Source organism: Flammeovirga sp. OC4 (genome assembly GCF_000812565.1).
Lineage (GTDB): Bacteria > Bacteroidota > Bacteroidia > Cytophagales > Flammeovirgaceae > Flammeovirga.
On the sequence record NZ_JTAM01000013.1, the window covers coordinates 101,062 to 119,106 of the forward strand.

General features: G+C 34.0%; 17 protein-coding genes. 10 read left to right on the forward strand and 7 right to left on the reverse strand.

Annotation, left to right across the window (positions count from 1 at the left end; genetic code table 11):
* Positions 1-59: 59 nt before the first annotated feature.
* From PL77_RS11630 to PL77_RS11640, 3 genes are all read left to right on the forward strand, one after another.
* A complete protein-coding gene (locus tag PL77_RS11630) occupies positions 60-1,082 on the forward strand; it encodes a hypothetical protein (protein WP_156152334.1) in 1,023 nt (340 codons plus the stop codon).
* 78 nt (positions 1,083-1,160) lie between these two features.
* Positions 1,161-2,177, forward strand: a complete 1,017-nt coding sequence (locus PL77_RS11635) for a hypothetical protein (RefSeq protein WP_156152335.1) — start codon at positions 1,161-1,163, stop codon at positions 2,175-2,177.
* A gap of 151 nt (positions 2,178-2,328) precedes the next feature.
* The gene (locus PL77_RS11640; RefSeq protein ID WP_044205139.1) at positions 2,329-3,540 is read left to right on the forward strand and encodes an ectonucleotide pyrophosphatase/phosphodiesterase; all 1,212 of its coding nucleotides are present in this window, start codon (positions 2,329-2,331) and stop codon (positions 3,538-3,540) included.
* A 56-nt stretch (positions 3,541-3,596) separates the two neighbouring features.
* On the opposite strand, the gene PL77_RS11645 is transcribed toward PL77_RS11640, so the two are convergent.
* The 4 genes from PL77_RS11645 to PL77_RS11660 all read right to left on the reverse strand — a co-directional run bounded on the left by PL77_RS11645 (position 3,597) and on the right by PL77_RS11660 (position 8,326).
* On the reverse strand, positions 3,597-4,208 hold the full coding sequence (locus tag PL77_RS11645) for a LemA family protein (RefSeq protein WP_044205141.1): 612 nt from the start codon (positions 4,206-4,208) through the stop codon (positions 3,597-3,599).
* 66 nt (positions 4,209-4,274) lie between these two features.
* Positions 4,275-5,732, reverse strand: a complete 1,458-nt coding sequence (locus PL77_RS11650; protein WP_044205144.1) for a TolC family protein — start codon at positions 5,730-5,732, stop codon at positions 4,275-4,277.
* A gap of 17 nt (positions 5,733-5,749) precedes the next feature.
* Entirely contained in the window at positions 5,750-7,081 is a 1,332-nt protein-coding gene (locus PL77_RS11655) for an ABC transporter permease (protein WP_044205145.1), read from the reverse strand.
* Positions 7,082-7,084: 3 nt separating this feature from the next.
* Positions 7,085-8,326, reverse strand: a complete 1,242-nt coding sequence (locus tag PL77_RS11660) for an efflux RND transporter periplasmic adaptor subunit (protein WP_044205148.1) — start codon at positions 8,324-8,326, stop codon at positions 7,085-7,087.
* A 358-nt stretch (positions 8,327-8,684) separates the two neighbouring features.
* Between PL77_RS11660 and asnS the strand changes: the two genes are divergently transcribed.
* A complete protein-coding gene (gene asnS / locus PL77_RS11665) occupies positions 8,685-10,115 on the forward strand; it encodes an asparagine--tRNA ligase (protein ID WP_044205150.1) in 1,431 nt (476 codons plus the stop codon).
* Between the two features lie 85 nt (positions 10,116-10,200).
* Here asnS and PL77_RS11670 read toward each other — a convergent pair whose 3' ends face one another.
* Complete coding sequence (locus tag PL77_RS11670) at positions 10,201-10,635, reverse strand: hypothetical protein (RefSeq protein ID WP_156152336.1); 435 nt, start codon at positions 10,633-10,635, stop codon at positions 10,201-10,203.
* Between the two features lie 361 nt (positions 10,636-10,996).
* Between PL77_RS11670 and PL77_RS11675 the strand changes: the two genes are divergently transcribed.
* The 6 genes from PL77_RS11675 to PL77_RS11700 all read left to right on the forward strand — a co-directional run bounded on the left by PL77_RS11675 (position 10,997) and on the right by PL77_RS11700 (position 16,336).
* On the forward strand, positions 10,997-11,422 hold the full coding sequence (locus tag PL77_RS11675; protein ID WP_156152337.1) for a hypothetical protein: 426 nt from the start codon (positions 10,997-10,999) through the stop codon (positions 11,420-11,422).
* Between the two features lie 103 nt (positions 11,423-11,525).
* The gene (locus tag PL77_RS11680; RefSeq protein ID WP_044205247.1) at positions 11,526-12,005 is read left to right on the forward strand and encodes a GNAT family N-acetyltransferase; all 480 of its coding nucleotides are present in this window, start codon (positions 11,526-11,528) and stop codon (positions 12,003-12,005) included.
* Positions 12,005-12,958 carry a YheT family hydrolase gene (locus tag PL77_RS11685; RefSeq protein WP_044205160.1) on the forward strand — a complete coding sequence of 318 codons (954 nt, stop codon included), beginning with the start codon at positions 12,005-12,007 and terminating at the stop codon, positions 12,956-12,958. The genes PL77_RS11680 and PL77_RS11685 overlap by 1 nt, the downstream gene beginning before the upstream one ends.
* 359 nt (positions 12,959-13,317) lie before the next feature.
* Entirely contained in the window at positions 13,318-13,542 is a 225-nt protein-coding gene (locus PL77_RS11690; protein ID WP_044205163.1) for a hypothetical protein, read from the forward strand.
* A 239-nt stretch (positions 13,543-13,781) separates the two neighbouring features.
* Complete coding sequence (locus tag PL77_RS11695) at positions 13,782-15,650, forward strand: glycoside hydrolase family 13 protein (RefSeq protein ID WP_253273982.1); 1,869 nt, start codon at positions 13,782-13,784, stop codon at positions 15,648-15,650.
* 293 nt (positions 15,651-15,943) lie between these two features.
* Positions 15,944-16,336: a hypothetical protein gene (locus PL77_RS11700; protein ID WP_044205169.1), complete on the forward strand. Its 393-nt coding sequence runs from the start codon at positions 15,944-15,946 to the stop codon at positions 16,334-16,336.
* A gap of 3 nt (positions 16,337-16,339) precedes the next feature.
* Here PL77_RS11700 and PL77_RS11705 read toward each other — a convergent pair whose 3' ends face one another.
* The gene (locus PL77_RS11705) at positions 16,340-17,143 is read right to left on the reverse strand and encodes an inositol monophosphatase family protein (protein WP_044205172.1); all 804 of its coding nucleotides are present in this window, start codon (positions 17,141-17,143) and stop codon (positions 16,340-16,342) included.
* A 239-nt stretch (positions 17,144-17,382) separates the two neighbouring features.
* Positions 17,383-18,000 carry a hypothetical protein gene (locus PL77_RS11710; protein WP_044205250.1) on the reverse strand — a complete coding sequence of 206 codons (618 nt, stop codon included), beginning with the start codon at positions 17,998-18,000 and terminating at the stop codon, positions 17,383-17,385.
* Positions 18,001-18,045: the final 45 nt, after the last annotated feature.

An 18,045-nucleotide genomic window follows, 5' to 3' on the forward strand; every position in this document is an offset into this window, starting at 1 on the left:
ACTTATTACTAACTTTAAATGTTAATTTAACAAGCAATATTTATTAATAAGCAACTATTATGTGTTTTAAGACTACAATCATTGCAGGGATAATGTCCTTTTTATCTCTATGTGCCTACTCTCAAGAAACTGCAGGAGAATACATGAGCAAAATTGGTGAACAGTATCATCAGATTAATGAAGATACTTGGGATTACATCAAGAAGGCTTCAAGGGGACGTAATGCCAGTACAATTGAAAAAAAACGTCAAGCTTTGATTGGGAGTCTCCAATCTTCAAGAGCTCAGATTAAAAAACTTCCTCCTTATAATGGTGATACCTCTTTGAGAGATGTATTTTATGAATCGTTGAGCTTGTCGTATCATATTATGAATAGCGACTACCAAAAAGTTGTCGATATGGAAAAGGTAGCAGAGATGTCTTACGATGAAATGGAAGCATACCTTCTGTTAAAAGAAAGAATTAGAGCGAGGAAAGATTCTATGCATAATGTGGTTTCTGCTGTTCAAGAAACTTTTGCCGAAAATAATAATATCACACTTCAAGAAAGTCAATCAAGACTAAGTCGTAAATTGGACAATGCATCAGAAGTAAATAGATACCATAATCAACTTTATTTAATTCATTATAAATGCCATTGGTATGACAAAAAGGTCGTAAAAGCTAAAAAGGCGAAGGATAATGAAGCGGCAAAGAAAAATATCGCATTATTGGAACTTGCTGTTAATGATGGTAGAGGTAAACTAAAAAACATTGAAGCATTCAGAGGAGATGAAAGCTATAAGGTAGCGTGTGAAGAATTATTGACTTGTTATTATAAATTGGCTACTGAGTACTATCCAAGGCAGATTGAAATACAGGAGCAAATGACAAACTTCAATAAAGTGGTGGAAAACTTTAATGCAATCAAGCAAAAAAATAGAACGCAAGAAGATATTGATCTTTATAACTCAGAGGTTCAACGTTACAACAAGAATGTAAATGAGTATAATACATTGGTAGAGTCTTCGAATAAGAACCGTAGTAATGGTACAGAGAAGTTCAATAAAGTAGCAGATAAATTTCAATCGAAATATATTTAATAGCATTCTACTTAATAAGCATGTTTGTGGAGGAGTTACTTCATTAAACATGCTTTTTTTATTTACCCTAACTTTTTTATGATGAGGTTCCTATTTATTATGATCGCTTTTGTATGTTCTCACACACTATTAGCACAACAAGATAACGAGATAATTTTTGCAGAGAAACACTGTAGCATCACTCCACCTAAGTCATTTAAAATAGCACAAGTTAAAGGAGCAACAGGATTGGTGGATCGTTTATCAAAAGTGGCTATTATAGTGGAATACTTTCCGATGAGCGTCAATGGAATCTACTTGAAGATGCTTTCTGATGAATTGGAAGGTTATCTTTCAGATGGTAAAATGGAGAAAGCCGTATTGAATAATGGAACACCTGCCTATAAATTCAACCTCACATCAAAAAAAGAAGGGTATTCAAAATTTATTTACCTTTTTGGAGATACGGAACACACGGTAATTCTAATAGGGGCTTATCCTACAAGTCAACCACATTTTGAAAACGTGTTGGTTAGTGTCATGCAAACCGCCAATTTATTGAATGGTAAATTAGATGACTTTTCAGATATGGAGATGGCGGATGGTATTTTTTCAATCACAACAGATGAGACAGAGTATCAGCCTTTATTACAAAAGAAAGGAAAGGCTATTTTCTTCAAAAAAAGTAAAAAAGAGATTAAACCATCCATCTTCAAAGTTGATGACATCAGAAAAAAAGTAGTGGCTAAAAACTTTAAAAATTATGCTATGGCTCGTTTTAGAGAATTACCAATGAGTAATGAAACAGTGATTAGTAAAGTAAATGCCATCGAAATTGAAGATATGCTTGGATATGAAATCATCTCGAAATCTCCCAATGGATCAAAGAAAAATACCCCTGCAAACGAAGAAGCAGTTGGGTATATGGTTATACTTTTTAAGCCTGATAATGGTTATTTTTTAATGAGAGGAATGACTTATGAGCAGCATTCAAAAAACTTGAAAGCTTTCAAACAAATGGGGAAATCTTTTAAGGTCAAAATGCAAAAGAAACAATTGAAGCCTGTGCCTGTTCCTAAAAAAGTAAAACCTAAAAAGAAATATGCAGAATCTTAGAATTGGTCAATAAACTCACTAATTATTGAGAATTAAGTAGTTTTAGATCTTAACAATCAATCACTTAATAAAAGGTAACGAAAACAGAGATATAGGCAGTTCAATTTATTTTTGTGTATTATATATCAATAACTTACTGTAAATAAATAAAATGAATCGTTACCTTTTCTTGGTAATTTTACCATTAACTATCTTTTCTTGCCAATTCAATACACACGACAAGAAACCAAAAAATACGGTTGTACTCGTTTCCATTGATGGATTCCGTTATGATTATTCAGAAAAGTACAACACACCTCACCTAGACCAAATAGCAAAGGAGGGAGTGAAAGCCGCTTCCATGATTCCTGCTTATCCTAGCAAAACCTTTCCCAATCATTATTCAATCGTTACAGGTATGTACCCTCAAAACAATGGTTTGGTACATAATAATTTCTATGATCCAGAAAGAGAACAACATTATAAAGTGGGATTGGGTAAAAAAGATGGTTCATGGTTTAAGGGAACTCCACTTTGGAATTTAGCAGAACAGCAAGGTCAAAAATCAGCGACTTTTTATTGGCCTGTTTCAGATGCTAGAGTAGAGGGAATGACACCTACTTATTATTTTAAATACAACAAGCCTACTCCTTATTTTGAAAGGGTAGATCAAATACAAAAGTGGCTTTCATTGGATGAAGAGGTACGTCCATCATTTATAGCGACTTACTTTTCATTGGTAGATACACAAGGACATCTTTTTGGTCCGGATGCTCAAGAAACAAAAGAAGCTGTTGAATACTTAGACCAAGTGATTGGTAGGTTATATGAGGTCGTGAAGTCTTATCCTGACCCTATTGATTTAATTATCGTTTCTGATCATGGAATGCAGCAAGTAGATGTTGAAAATGCGATTGTGTTGGAAAGTCTGGGAAGATATAAGGATTTTGAATGTGTGAATGGAGGTGGAATTCAGTATTTCTTATATGCCAAAAAAGGGGCAGATATAGAAAAAACGTATCAAGAACTGAAGGCTCAGGAAGACAAAGGTTTTGTAGTTTACAAAAAGGAAGAGGTACCAGAACGACTTCATTTTTCAAAGGGAAAGCGAATTCCAGAAATATTTTGTGAAGCAATTCCTCCAATGACTTTTAGAAATTTGAGGGGAGCAGTGAGCAATGGAATGCACGGTTACGACCCTTATAAAGTAAAGAATATGCATGCAATATTTTATGGAGTAGGGGATCATTTTCATAAAGGGCAAGCCATTGAATCCTTTGAAAATATTCATATTTACCCTCTAATTGCTAAGATCTTAAACCTAAAAGTTCCAGAGGAAGTAGATGGTGATCTTAAAGTATTGTCACCTGCTTTGGTCGAATAATAAAAAAGCCTTGTGAAAAATGACTTCACAAGGCTTTTTTAGTCTCCAAGTTTGGATTATAAAGGTGCTTCACCGTAAAAATAGTCCAAAGCTGCAATTTTTATTTCAGGATTTTCCTTTTCCAATTTGGCTTTATGATCTTTTGTCATCTTATTCCATTTTTTAACCGCATTGTTATAATATCCTCTTGTAAAAGTATCTCTAGCGTTGGCGTCTGAAACCTCTGAAAGTAACATTTCTGTTTCTTCTTGAGCATCTAAATCATCTACAGAATCAATCAAGTCATTCAGTGCAGTGATCATTTCAGTGATACGTTGATCGTACTGCATCACTTCTTCGTTGTTATTAAAACTCGATTTAGAATACTTTGCTCTTGATGCTTTTGAAATCGCTGATTTAGCGGTTCTTTTCTTCTCTTTGTCCAATTTGGCATTGGAACGGTTGAGGATTTGAACAATCATTTTAGCTTTCGAAATTTTTAATTCTTCAGAAGCAAAAGCCTCTTTTTTGAGAGAATCAATTTCTTGATATAATGCTTTAGAATCGACTTTACTCAGGTCTTCCACTTCCATTTCATATCCTTCCTCAGACTCATCTTGCTTTTGTTCAGTTGAACACGCAAAAAGTAAGAAGAATAATGCCGCTAAGGTAAGGTGAATCTTTTTCATTATGTTATTGTCTTTTGTAGGATCAATTAAGTTATCACCTTGATTATATCAATTCGCAGACCAAAATTAGTTTAATTCAATTTTTTCACCTTTTTGAAAATCATAAAGCGTGAAAACTCTTAGTCGATAAAAGGAAAGCCAATACTCTTTTAACGCCGCTAGATATTCCTTGGTAGCATTGTCTTTATCTCTTAATGTAATATTGAGGTCAGTGACACTAATCTTACCTACCAAGTACCTTTGCCTTGCAATTTCATAACTTTTTTCTGAGACAATTTTTGCTCTTTCAGTAGATAAAACTCTTTTCCGAATAATAGGAATTTGCCTTGCAAGCATATAAATTTCTTGAGTAAATCGTTGTTCCTGCAATGCGATAGTACTTTCTTCCAATCGTTGATTCGAAAGTGCGGTTTCCACTCTTGATTTTCTTCTTCCCCAATCCACAAGAGGTATATTAAAACCTAGTCGTACTTGTTGCTGATCGTTGGGATTTTGATATACTCCTGAAGGAACATTAGATTGTTGCGTAAGGCCAAATTGACCATTTAGGTTAACTTGTAAACCTGTTTGACCTTTTGCTTGAGCCACCGCTCTTTCTGCTTCTAATTTTCTTCTGTGGAAACTGATGTATTGTTGTCGATTGAGTTTGGCTTGTGCAACAGCCACATCAGAACTGATGGTGATATCAGGAATTTCAGCAGGAAGAGATAAGTCGACTCCATTTGTACTTGGTGTCAATCCTAAAAATGTATAAAGATTCAAAGTGGCTCTTTCGACTTCCAAATCTGCCGATTGTACATTTCTCTCTGAGGTGATTACACTCAATTCGAGTTGTAAAAGCTCATTTTCTGCTATTTTACCTAAGTTGTAACGGCCTTTTCCAATTTTAAAAATAGTATCGTTATTGGAAAGGTTGGTTTCAGCTACTTTTTTATTGACTTGTGCCAATAATAGATCAAAATAGTATTCCGTGGCATCGTAACCTACTTGTTCCATCTCCTCTGTAAACTTCTTTTGTGATTCCTCGTATTTCAAAGGCTCAATCACTTTATCAAATTTATAGGGGTTGAAATTAAAAAGAGGTTGATTAAAGCCGACTACTAAAGGTTGTCCCGCATAGCTCACTCCTTGATTTGAACCTTCAAAGTTGTCGATTCTTTGAATACTAGAACCTACATAAATCGATCCTCCCGTTAAACCGATATTTTGCTGTAGTGCAAGGTTCAATTGTGAAGTGGACATATTTACACCTCTAAACTCATTGGAACCATCTGGCTGAGTAACTGATGAAATGGAGCGGTTGAAATCAGGTAAATAACCATCTAAAACCAATTGAGGAAGGTAATTGGATTTGAACTGTTTGTACAACCAGTAATTGTTTTCTTTTCTATTCTCCGCTTGTTGAGACGAAAGCGACTCTCCTTTTGCAATACTGATCACTTGGTCTAATGTCATCAGTTCCTGAGCGAATAGAGGCGTGTTCAGGAGCAGCAAAAGGTATATAAATATTTTTTTTAAGTTCATTTGAAGTAATGTTAGGTTTATTCGTATCTCAAAGATTCAATTGGGTCTTGATTCGCTGCTTTTCTAGCCGGTGAAATTCCAAAAATGACACCGATGGAAGTAGCTACCCCAAATGAGATAAGTACTGATGAGAATGAAACAATAGTCGGTATGTCTGCAATATTAGAAATCAATACCGCCAAGGCAATCCCGAGAATTACACCAATTGTACCCCCAGAAAGACTAATTAATACCGCTTCTAAGAGGAATTGTAGGATGATATCATGTTTTTTGGCACCCAAAGATATCCTTAAACCAATTTCTTTGATGCGTTCTAATACCGAAGCCAACATAATATTCATGATCCCTATGCCACCTACTATCAGAGAGATAGAGGCAATTGCTCCCAAGACAATATTGAAAATATCCTTTGTTCTTCTTTGCTGCTTTAGAAGCATTTCAGGGATCGATATTTCGAAGTCAATTTTATCAAAATGCCTTCTGGTCAACATTCTTTGTAAAACTTCTGAAGCTAAAGCAAGTTCTTTACTTTCTGACATTTGAATAACAACCTTATCAAGCTGATGATAATTGCTTGGTTTTTTCTCCACATCATCATTGTTTCTGTTTTCCTCTCTAGCAGCTTGTTGAATATCAGATTTAGTCACCTTTGCTCGATCTTGATAACGAATTAACATGGTCTGAAGGGGGACGTAGACATCTAAATTCGCATTTCTGATTCCTAATTTCTCTAGGTTTTTTGAAGCCGAACTTCTTTCTTTTAATACACCTATGACAGTTAGCCACTGACCTCCACATTTGATTTGCTTGCCAATGGGATCTTCTTTACTAAAAAAACGGGTTTGAATACCACGACCGATAATACAAACAGCCTGACCAAATTTGAAGTGTGTATTCGAAAATAATGCCCCTGATGACAAGGTATGATTGTAGATTTCGAAGTAAGCATTTTGGACACCAATTAATTTAGTAGACCTACGAATACCATTTTTTATGATATAGGTTTCTAGCTCAATTTCAGGGCTGATTTTTTGAATATTAGGGATGGTATGTTTTATATTTTCAAGATCAAGTATAGTCAACCCTGGAGAATATTTATCCTTGTCACCTTGATTTGATTGTGCAATTTTTTCCTCCGTTTGCTCCTTTTTGGGTGTGACAACAATATTATTGACGCCCACCAGCTTCATTTGATTCAAAATTTCTTGTTGTGCACCTTGTCCAACAGCAAGCATAGCAATTACGGCACTAACCCCGAAGATAATTCCCAATGCAGTTAAGATTGAGCGAACGGTATTGGCCAAAATTGCTTCCCAAGCAATAGACAGGTTAATAAGTATTCTGTCCATTGTCTATTGAATTAAAATAATGTCTTTTGATACGTTTGTTGGAGTGGATAACGCTACAATATCTTCAGGAGAGAGTCCTTGTAAGATTTCTATATCTTTATCATTCATCTCACCCGTTTTTACTTCTCTTTTTTCAAAACCACTTACTACTTTTTTGTAGACATAATTAATAGAATCACCTTTGGTATGAATGGCTTCCAATGGAATTAAAAGTGTATTTTCAATAAAATTGGTTTGAATAATATTTGATGTAGTCATTGAAGGGCGGAGTGTACTGTCTGATTCGTTTAGCAGAATAATAACCTCAAATACTTTAGCATCAGAATTCGGTTTTTGTTCTCCCACATTGGCTACTTTTGTGACTGTTCCAGTGAGTGATTTATCAGGAAATGCATCCAAACCTAATGTTACAGTTTGCTTAGGTTTAATTTTACGAATATCGACTTCGTTGACATACGTTTTTGAAATCATTACTGATAAATCAGGTAAGGTAGCCACAACAGGGTCCCAACCTCTGATAGTCGATCCTTCCTTTTTCTTCTTACCGTCCCAATCTTTAGCATAAATCACCATGCCTTCTTCTGGAGCAAAAATGGTAAACTCAGCAAATAAATCTTGTAAGAACTTTACCTTTCTTTTCGCTTCATTTAGCGTAGCAGTGATTTCTCGCATTTTTGCACTTAACTGCTGTTGTTTTACAAGGTAATTCGACTTGGTCTGTTTTAGATCTCTCTCAGATTTTAGTACTTCAATTTCTGCTTGTTTGATTGTCGCTGGAGGTTCAAATGCGGATTGCTCTAACGCTAATTTTTTCTCTTCAACCGTAAATTGAAGATTAATAATCTTATCCCTTTCCTGACTAAGCTGAAGAGCAGTATCCAGCTTTGTTTGTTCCCATTGAGATTCTGCTTTCGTAAGATCCGTTTCCCTTTGCGTTAATTTGTCGGATAGTGAAGAAGCATCAAGTTGAGCAACTTTATCCCCTTTTTTAACGACGGTACCTTCAGGGACAAGACTATTTAGTTTTGTTTCCCAAATACCAGCTTGTCTCATTTTTATAGGACCTTGAATCTCCACAAAGTTTTTTGCTTCCAATTCACCAGTAGTAGAAACATTGATATAGAGGTCTCCAAACCGGGCTTTTGTGAGTAAAACTTCTTCTGAAGCCTCCTTAAAAAAGAAAAAATAAGATAGAATTAACACTAGAACACCAGCTGACACGGCTAGAATTGGTTTGGTTTTCATTAGTTAGATAGAATTAGATGAATTAAAATAAACAGTTTTAACGCTACTGTTTTTGATTTAATTGGAGTACTAAAGAGTAACTGCTCCACCCGTAATCAATCAGATACAATGGAACTTTTAATTTCACGATTCTATTTTAATCAAAATAAATATCAATTAGCACTTTTAGAGTATTAACCTTTGTTAATCATGCTTCCTAGACATCTAATCGATTAGAATTAATATAAAAGAGTGTTTAATTCTACAATTCGTTGGAAAGTAACTATAAAACTAGGCTAAACTTTTTATATTTGTGCTCAATTTTCGGCATACGTTTTAGTATGTCATTTTTATTTTAAACATTTAAACTACCACGCAAGTGAAAAGAATAAAGATTAAAGACTTGCTGGCCCACGGTGAGGTTGGAGCCAAAGTAACTGTAAAGGGATGGATTAGAACATTTAGAAGCAATCGTTTCATTGCCTTAAATGACGGTTCTACTATCAATAATTTGCAAGCAGTGGTAGATTTTGAAAATACAGACGAAGATCTACTTAAAAGATTAACTACAAGTGCTGCTGTAGCAATTGACGGTGAAGTAGTTGAATCTCAAGGTAAAGGTCAAAGCATCGAAATCGTTGTTGAGAAGATAGAAATTTTGGGTGATGCAGATCCAGATGAGTATCCTTTACAACCTAAAAGACACTCTTTAGAATTCTTAAGAGAAAAAGCTCACTTACGTCCTCGTACGCAAGTGATGAGTGCTGTTTATAGAGTAAGAAATGCGTTAGCGTATGGTATCCATAAATTCTTCAACGAAAAAGGATTCCTTTATATGCACACGCCGATCATCACAGGTTCTGATGCTGAAGGTGCAGGTGAGATGTTCAGAGTTACAAACTTTGATCCGTTGAACCCTCCAAAAACTGAGGATGGTGAAGTAGATTACAAAGAAGATTTCTTTGGCAAAGCTGTAAACTTATCCGTTTCTGGTCAGTTGGAAGCAGAAGTTGGAGCAATGTCAATGGGTGAGGTTTATACATTTGGACCTACATTCCGTGCAGAGAACTCAAACACTTCTCGTCACTTGGCGGAATTCTGGATGATTGAGCCGGAGATGGCATTCTATGACTTAGACGACAACATGGATCTTGCTGAAGAAATGATCAAGTACTTGATCGATTTCGCTATGGAGCAATGTCCTGATGACTTGAAGTTCTTAGACCAACGTTATGCTCAAGAACAAAAAGGTAAGCCTCAAAATGAACGTTCAGACCTTGGTTTATTAGAGCGTCTTGACTTTGTTTCTAAAAATGACTTCGAAAGATTGACTTACACTGAGGCAATTGAAGTATTGAAGAGATCTAAGCCATTCAAGAAAGGTAAATTCAAATATCCTGTAGATTGGGGTATCGATTTACAATCTGAGCACGAAAGATACTTAGTAGAAAAAGAATATAAGAAGCCTGTAATTCTTACAGATTACCCTAAAGACATCAAATCATTCTATATGAAACAAAATGATGATGGTAAGACGGTAAGAGCAATGGACGTTTTATTCCCTGGTATTGGTGAAATCATCGGTGGTTCTCAAAGAGAAGAGTCGTATGACAAGCTATTAACTAGAATGAATGAAATGGGAGTTCCTCAAGAGGAATTATGGTGGTACTTAGAGCTTCGTAAGTTCGGTACAGCTCCTCACTCTGGTTTCGGTTTAGGATTTGAAAGAATTGTATTGTTTGTGACAGGTATGGGTAACATCCGTGACGTAATACCTTTCCCAAGAGCACCAAAAAGTGCTGAATTCTAAAAAGAATTTTTATAGCAAAAAGGCTGTCTTGAACTTTGCGTTTAAGACAGCCTTTTTTATTTAAACCTCTTTAAAGTCTAGATTATTATTTAAATGCCTTCACTTGTGTAGTTTTGTTATCGACAGGTCTCCAACCTAAAGAAGGTAAATATTTATAGGTATAAATTTTCCATTTTACCTCCTTTGTTTTTTTATTTTTCTTTTGAGCTTGCCAAATGATTAACGCTTTTTGTCCATCTGTATAATCGGTATAAACACGAACAAAATCCTTTCCTTCTACTAATTTGTCAAAGAGAATATTTTCAGTTTGACGGTCAATTAGCATTTTTCGTTTTCCTTCAACAAAGATTTCCAATGTGGCATCATCTCCAACACCTCTTGAGAAAGGTGCAGTCTTTATTTTTGGAGCATTTGAAGCATCATAGTTTTTATTTCTATTCTTTTCATCTTTTACGTTATCAGCAAATAGCATATTCGTAAACAACAAAAGTGAGGTAAAGATTAGGGTTATCGATTTCATGTTATTAAAAGGTTGATTTGCAACATTATATACATCGATAAAAGCAGCTAAGTTTATTTAATTTACCTTTATTAATTACCATTTATTGTTGTTTTATAAAAAAAACATCATAACTTTAAAATATGTTTAAATGAGAACAATACTGGTGCTAGTGTAATTTTTTCGAATAAAAACTAAATATGATTGTATTTTTACCTCAACGTGAATTATATCTAAGTAATTGTTAACAGGTTAATTATGCACTCTGTTTCATTTAAAAAAATAATATAAATTCGTAAATTAGATTTGCATGAGTAAACTATGCTAAGACATGTTACTGTTAAAAACTTATTAAATATCAACAATAAACTCTTTTCGTTAAATGGAAATAACTACCAAACATACCCTATCACTAAGTATAGTGGCAGCACTTTTGATATTTGTTGTCATTTTTGAGTCTTGCATGACTACCTCTATTGAATTGCCATGTCAAAAAAATACATGGTATACCAGTAATGTAGGCTTGAAATTAGAAGATACTAAAGCAGATATTAATGTTTCTGTGAAATTTACAGATTCTTATGCATTAGTAGAGCTTATGAATGATCAAACTCATGAGGTGTATAAATTACATCCTTCGGAAACATCAACAGATGAGGAGTACGTATTTGAAACACTACAAAGAGTGGGATCGAAGTATCATAATGCAAAACTGTCACTTGCAAGAAAAAGTAATCTTGAGAAAATAGAGGTTTCTTTTAAAGATTACGACAGAAAAATTGATTATAATTCAATTCTTTACATGTAAAAAACAGATTCAGTTTTTTTCTCGAAATAGGTTAGTATTTATTGAAGTACTAACCTATTTTTTGTTTATATTTTATATAGATTTGTCAACAAAAAAAGTTGAAATGCAAATAAGGCCTATTAAAACATCAGATAACGAAAAAATTGGACATTTAATACAGGAAGTGTTGGAAGAACATGAAGCGAACCTACCTGGTACGGCTTATTTTGATGAAATGTTGTTTAGTTTAAGTCAAGTTTATCAACCCGAAAAAGCTATTTATTATGTCATTGAAGAAGACGGTAACATTATCGGTGGTGCCGGTATAAATGTTTTAGAAGGCGGAGATAACAGTATTTGTGAACTCCAGAAAATATACCTAAAAAAAGAAGCTAGAGGTAAAGGTCTAGGTAGAAAATTGATCAAAAAATGCCTAGACTTTGCTGCTGAAAAAAAATATTCTAATTGCTATTTAGAAACGATGCCTCAACTATCAAAAGGAATTGAACTCTATGAAAAGGAAGGTTTTAAAATGTTGGAAAAACCTTTGGGAAATACTTCCCATCACGGATGTTCAATTTGGATGTTAAAAAAAATACAATAATGCCAATTATTAATTCTCAGTTTTCACCAAACTTTTGGTTTAAAAACCCACATATCAATACGATATTTTCTAATCGTATCAAAAAACAGAAATCACCCAAATACTTAAGAAAACGTTATGAAACTGCTGATAATGACTTTTTTGATGTAGATACTATCTTAAGTGAATCTGACACTGCTGTAATCATTCTTCATGGTTTAGAAGGATCTTCAAAGTCTGGTTACATCTTAGAAATAGCGGATTACTTTTCCAAGACTTGGGATGTATGGGCTATGAATCACAAGAGTTGTAGTGGAGAACTTAACTTAAGAAAAACATCATATCATAGTGGAAGAACGGAAGAATTGATATTTCTTCTAGACGAAATTATAGATAATTATCGAAAAATATACATTGTTGGTTTCAGCTTAGGAGGGAATATCACGTTAAAATACTTAGGAGAAAATGCTCAGGAACTTCATCCAAAAATAAAAGCAGCAGTAGCTATCTCTGCTCCTGTTCATCTCAACTCTTCAGCAAGGACACTCCAAGAAAGAAAGAATTGGTTTTACTTGAATGATTTTTTGGTATCTCTTAAAAAGAAAGCCATTGAAAAAATCAGAAGAGAGGATCCAGATTCAGCTAAAATTCTCTTGTTGGAGAAAGCGACAACGTTTGTAGAATTTGACAATCTTTATACAGCTCCCGTACATGGCTTTTTAGATGCAGAAGATTATTGGACAAAATGTAGTTCGAGGCAATTTCTACCAGAGATTTCTATTCCTACATTAATCTTAAATGCAGAAGATGATCCCTTTTTATCTGATGAATGTTACCCTTATACAGAGGCAATGGGCAATCAACAATTGTACTTAGAAGTCCCAAAGTATGGAGGGCATGTAGGTTTTATGGAATCTTCAGGAAGGGATCGATGGTATTTGCACCGTTTGATGACTTTCTTAAAAAATTACTAGGTATACTGGCAGTAGCCAATTACACGTTGGTATAATTGATAAGGCTTTTATCGTGTTTCGAGTAGCGGCTCTATGAACGAGACTATTCTAAACAGGATAGAAGCCATTTTTTTTGAATATTTCTTCTTTATTTATCGAAAAGTGGTGATCAATGACAAGCGTTTGAGTATTTTATTAGTGAAGAAATACTTTACAACATCCTTATTTTTATCTGTTTAGCTTTATTATAGTGATTCTAGTATACTAAAAATGATTTAAATCACTTTTTAACGGCTTTAAAGTTGTACTCCCGAAAAATAACCAATAACTTTGTTGAAATTATTTCAGACTGTTTACAAATAAACTTTTCACTAAACATTATGCATGGTTACTTATTTACATTGGTAGGAATTATAATGGTTGTTTGTTCATTTACAATTTATAAGGACGAAGCAACGATAAAGTATTCTATGTTGGTTGCATCTTTCTTCCTGTTTGTTTTTGGATCTTTTATTAAGTTCAAGACACTTGTGAAGTTAAAAAAAGATATGAATGACAAACTAGAAGCAGCTCAAAAAGAGAGAGAAAGAAAGCTACAAAGCTAATTAAAGCCATAAAAAACTTTATATAAAAGTAACAAGAGGTTATTTCATTTATGTATTAATAAATGCATATAATATTGGATTTTCTTTTGGGGAATTATTAAATATTTACAGACGTTATAATAAACATTCCTAAAAGTGTAGAATCTTCTTTTATATCCATATAATACGTTGTTTATTGTGTTCTGAAATTACATCATTCTGAGTAAATACAGAATTATAATAATCTTTTAAATATGAAAATGAAATATCTACTAACCCTCTTGATGAGTATCACTATACTCCATCTTTCTCATGCCAAAGGAAAAGTGTCTATTGATCGTGTCGAACCTGCTTTTTGGTGGGCTGGTATGGTCAACCCAGAATTACAAGTACTAGTGCATGGTGAAGGAATCAATGATTTAGACCCTTCAATTGCTTATGAAGGTGTTGCCTTGGAACAGGTGATTAAGGTAGAAAATCCCAATTACTTGTTTTTGAATCTAAGACTTAGTGATTCAGTGAAGCCAGGGAAATTCCCAATCCAATTCAAAAGAAAAGGTAAAGTAGTTTTTACTTACGATTATGAATTAAAAGCTAGAGCAAAGAACTCAGCAAACAGACAAGGCTTTTCTAACGAAGATGTGATGTATCTGATCACTCCTGATCGTTTCGCAAATGCAATTCCAGAAAATGACCATGTAGAAGGAATGTACGAAGATACAGACCGTTCTGATAATGGTAAGCGTCATGGTGGCGATTTACAAGGTATCATTGATAACTTGGATTACATCAAAGGACTTGGTTTTACTGCCGTTTGGATTTGTCCTGTATTAGAGAGTAATCAAGTAGATTATTCATACCATGGTTATGCAATTACTGACTACTACAAAGTAGATGCTCGTTATGGATCAAATGAAGATTATGTTCGTTTGGTAGAAGAAGCAAAGAAAAGAGGTATCAAAATAATCATGGACCAAGTAGAAAACCATGCTGGTTTAAACCACTGGTGGACTAAAGATATGCCTACAAAAGATTGGTATCACCATGCTGAAAAAGCGGAGAAACCAATGACTAATCATAATAGAGCGTCATTAGCAGACCCTTACACTACTGAATCTGAAAAGAAAGCCTTCAGTGATGGATGGTTTGTGGATAGAATGCCTGACTTAAACCAATCTAATCCTCTAATGGCGAAGTACTTAATCCAAAATTCAATTTGGTGGGTAGAATATGCGGGATTAGGCGGCATCCGTCAAGATACTTTCTCGTATCCAGATCCTGATTTTATGAGTGATTGGTCAAGAAGTATCATGGAAGAGTATCCAAACTTTAACATTGTAGGTGAGGAGTGGACTGTAAATCCGGCACTTGTTGCAAGATGGCAAGCAGGTCAAGTAAACAGGGATGGTTATAAATGTTATATGCCGTCTATGATGGATTTCCCTAACCAAGATGCTTTCGTAAAGTCATTGAATGTTACTCCTGGAGAATCATGGCAAGATAGCTTTGGTGCAGCGTATGAGATGTTGGCCAATGACTTCTTATATGTTGATCCATACAACTTGGTAACTTTTATGGATAACCATGATATGGCTCGTATCTATGATCAAGTAAATCAAAACTACGATTTATATCAGATGGCTATGGTATACTTATACACTTTGAGAGGTATTCCACAAGTTTATTATGGTACGGAAATTACAATGTCGTATCCTGAAAACCCTGGTGATCACGGTGGATTAAGAATCGATATGCCAGGTGGATGGGCAGGTGACAAAGTCAATGCATTTACAGGTGAAGGCTTGAACGCTCAGCAAAAAAATGCAATGAAATTGATCAAAACTCTAAACGAATACAGAACTAAAACAACTGCATTACAATCAGGTAAGTTGGTTCACTATTATCCAAAAGAGGAGACTTACGTAATGTTTAGATTTGATGATAAGACAAAAGTGATGACCATTTTCAATAAAAATGCAGAAGCAAAAGAATTGAAATTGGATCGTTTTGAAGAAACATTAAAAGGAGCAAAATCTGCAACTGATATTCTAACAGGAAAGAAATATGACCTGTCAAAAGGTGTAATTTCAATTGATGCTACTTCAGCTGTAATGTTAGAAGTGAAATAGTTGTAAATCAAATAGATAGTGCTTAAAGTCTACATTTAAACTATTTTGGAAATAGTAGAAGATTATTTATTTCTGAAATTGAATATGATTATAGTTCAATTAAGTGCTTAAATAGTACAATATTCATGAAAGAGGCACCTATTATGGGTGTCTCTTTTGTATTTTGAAAAAAATGATGATATTATTGTCATTCATGACATTTGGATTGTCCTAAAAAGTACAATAGTATTATCTAGATGAAGAGTATTTATTTACCGTTTTATTTGATAACCATCTTTTTATTTTCGGCATGTATGATAGATGACGAAAATGCAGATGAGTTAAAGTTAGGTCCTGTAGAGCACATTTTTCATGATGCCCTTGAAGTAGAAGTAGAAGACTCTCTATCTCAATTAGCGATTGATGTGAAAATCTTAGGCTGGCTTAAAGATGACAGAAGTTCTTACTATCTGCATTATAAATTTTCAAAAAGGGAAGGAGGAGAAATTTACAGTAATGAAACGATTCCCTATGATGATATTCAAATTAAGGATGACATTTTAACCAAAAGTCTACTTTTTGAGGACTTAGATTCCCTTACTGAATATTGTTTAGAGTTGAGCTCAACGTATAGAGATGAAGTTACCAAAATAGATACTTATTTCTTTTTTACGAAGGGAGACACAACAACAAATGAAATGGAATAGCATTCAGCTATTCCATTTTTTATAGATAACATCTTGCATTTCTTGGTGTATACTTGGCGGTGCAGCAATAATTTCTCTGTCTTCGATATAAGAAGGAGCGTTAGAAAAAGTAGAGACAACACCTCCTGCTTCTTTCACAATAATTGCTCCGGCAGCGACATCCCAGGCATTAAGGTTGTATTCAAAGAAACCTTCCAATCTTCCACAGGCCACATAAGCAAGGTCAACCGCAGCAGATCCAAGTCTTCTTACACCATGACATCCTTCCATCATTCCCATAAGAATATTCATGTATTGAGGCATTTTCTCAAAATCGTAATAAGGGAAACCTGTTGCAATTAATCCTTTTTTAAGTTCAGTTTGTCGGGATACTTGAATTGGAGTACCATTTAAAAACGCACCTCCATCTTTCCAAGCATAAAAACACTCCTCAAGGTTCACTTCTCTCACTACACCTAGACAATAGTCTGTTTCACTCACTAAACCTATACTGATAGAGAAAATAGGAATACCATGGATGAAATTGGTAGTTCCATCTAAAGGGTCGATAATCCATTTTAAACCATTATTTGAGCTTTTATTTGTGCCTTCCTCACCAATAAACCCTGCTTCAGGCATAATTGCTTCAAGCCCGTGTACAATTTTTTGCTCGGCAGTTTTATCGACATAAGAAACAAGGTCATTTAATCCTTTGTATTCAATCTTACTGTCATCGAAGTTTTGTCTTTCAGTAGCAATAAAATGACCTACTTCTTCTGTTAGCTTGATCACCTTATGGCAGATTTCTTTGTAATCGTATTGGCTCATATTTTTTATCTAAAAAGTAAGAAATAGAATAGTGAAACTCATCAATATTAGAATTAATCCTCTATTAAGTAAGAAAACCTCTATCTCTTTAAAAAGTTTATTTTAATAAGTTGTTTATCTTCAGCACAATTGCTTACAACAATATTAATCAAAAATATTTTTCTGAAGTTACGTATCAAAAATTATTTGTTAATACGGTGGAATCAAATGTAAAAATAGAGTAGTTCCTAAATTGGATACTAGCTTTCTAGTATTTGTAGCTCACGATTGATATTGTCTCTTGCTTGCTGTTCATATCTCTTTTGAAAATGAGAAGTCAGAAAAACATGGCCCTCTAGGAAATGTTTTAATACTTTTTTTCTGCCTTTATTGTAAATGAAATCGGGATAAATAGAATATTCTGATCTGACATTCTTTAAATAAGTAACATATACCTCCCATTTTTGACCTAAGATAGACATATCAATATCAATAAAAAGGTTCGTGTCTACTATCTCTGATAAGAGGTGTTGTTTTGTAGCAAGGATATGGTTTTGACATTTGGAGATCGTGTTGCTATCTACTCTAATATTTGACAGTTTTTTTACTGCTATTTCCGCACTTTTCGATTCGTTATTCCCTTTCAAAGGATTATAAACAAGATCATGATAGAACAGAGCAAATAAAAAAGCATTCAAATTTTCAATTTTACTTTTTACATCATCTATTTCAATGATCATATGTTCTAAATGATTGAGGTTGTGATATTTTCTCTCTTTTGAAGAATAATGATTCGTTATTTCACCCCAATATTGTTCAATTAGTCTAAGATCATCTGTGTAATAGGAAAGAAGTGAGGTATATTTTTCTTTAAGCATGTTATTTTCAATTAGAGGTGATGTTTTATGTATATCCAAAATACA

Excerpts from the sequence above, each read along its gene's own strand:
- PL77_RS11660 (WP_044205148.1), bottom strand. The coding sequence starts at position 8,326 with ATGAAAACCAAACCAATTCTAGCCGTGTCAGCTGGTGTTCTAGTGTTA.
- PL77_RS11680 (WP_044205247.1), top strand. The coding sequence starts at position 11,526 with ATGCAAATAAGGCCTATTAAAACATCAGATAACGAAAAAATTGGACAT.
- PL77_RS11710 (WP_044205250.1), bottom strand. The coding sequence starts at position 18,000 with ATGCTTAAAGAAAAATATACCTCACTTCTTTCCTATTACACAGATGAT.
- PL77_RS11655 (WP_044205145.1), bottom strand. The coding sequence starts at position 7,081 with ATGGACAGAATACTTATTAACCTGTCTATTGCTTGGGAAGCAATTTTG.
- PL77_RS11685 (WP_044205160.1), top strand. The coding sequence starts at position 12,005 with ATGCCAATTATTAATTCTCAGTTTTCACCAAACTTTTGGTTTAAAAAC.
- PL77_RS11700 (WP_044205169.1), top strand. The coding sequence starts at position 15,944 with ATGATAGATGACGAAAATGCAGATGAGTTAAAGTTAGGTCCTGTAGAG.
- PL77_RS11690 (WP_044205163.1), top strand. The coding sequence starts at position 13,318 with ATGCATGGTTACTTATTTACATTGGTAGGAATTATAATGGTTGTTTGT.
- PL77_RS11635 (WP_156152335.1), top strand. The coding sequence starts at position 1,161 with ATGATGAGGTTCCTATTTATTATGATCGCTTTTGTATGTTCTCACACA.
- PL77_RS11650 (WP_044205144.1), bottom strand. The coding sequence starts at position 5,732 with ATGAACTTAAAAAAAATATTTATATACCTTTTGCTGCTCCTGAACACG.
- PL77_RS11640 (WP_044205139.1), top strand. The coding sequence starts at position 2,329 with ATGAATCGTTACCTTTTCTTGGTAATTTTACCATTAACTATCTTTTCT.
- PL77_RS11705 (WP_044205172.1), bottom strand. The coding sequence starts at position 17,143 with ATGAGCCAATACGATTACAAAGAAATCTGCCATAAGGTGATCAAGCTA.
- PL77_RS11695 (WP_253273982.1), top strand. The coding sequence starts at position 13,782 with ATGAAATATCTACTAACCCTCTTGATGAGTATCACTATACTCCATCTT.
- PL77_RS11630 (WP_156152334.1), top strand. The coding sequence starts at position 60 with ATGTGTTTTAAGACTACAATCATTGCAGGGATAATGTCCTTTTTATCT.
- PL77_RS11675 (WP_156152337.1), top strand. The coding sequence starts at position 10,997 with ATGGAAATAACTACCAAACATACCCTATCACTAAGTATAGTGGCAGCA.
- PL77_RS11670 (WP_156152336.1), bottom strand. The coding sequence starts at position 10,635 with ATGAAATCGATAACCCTAATCTTTACCTCACTTTTGTTGTTTACGAAT.
- PL77_RS11645 (WP_044205141.1), bottom strand. The coding sequence starts at position 4,208 with ATGAAAAAGATTCACCTTACCTTAGCGGCATTATTCTTCTTACTTTTT.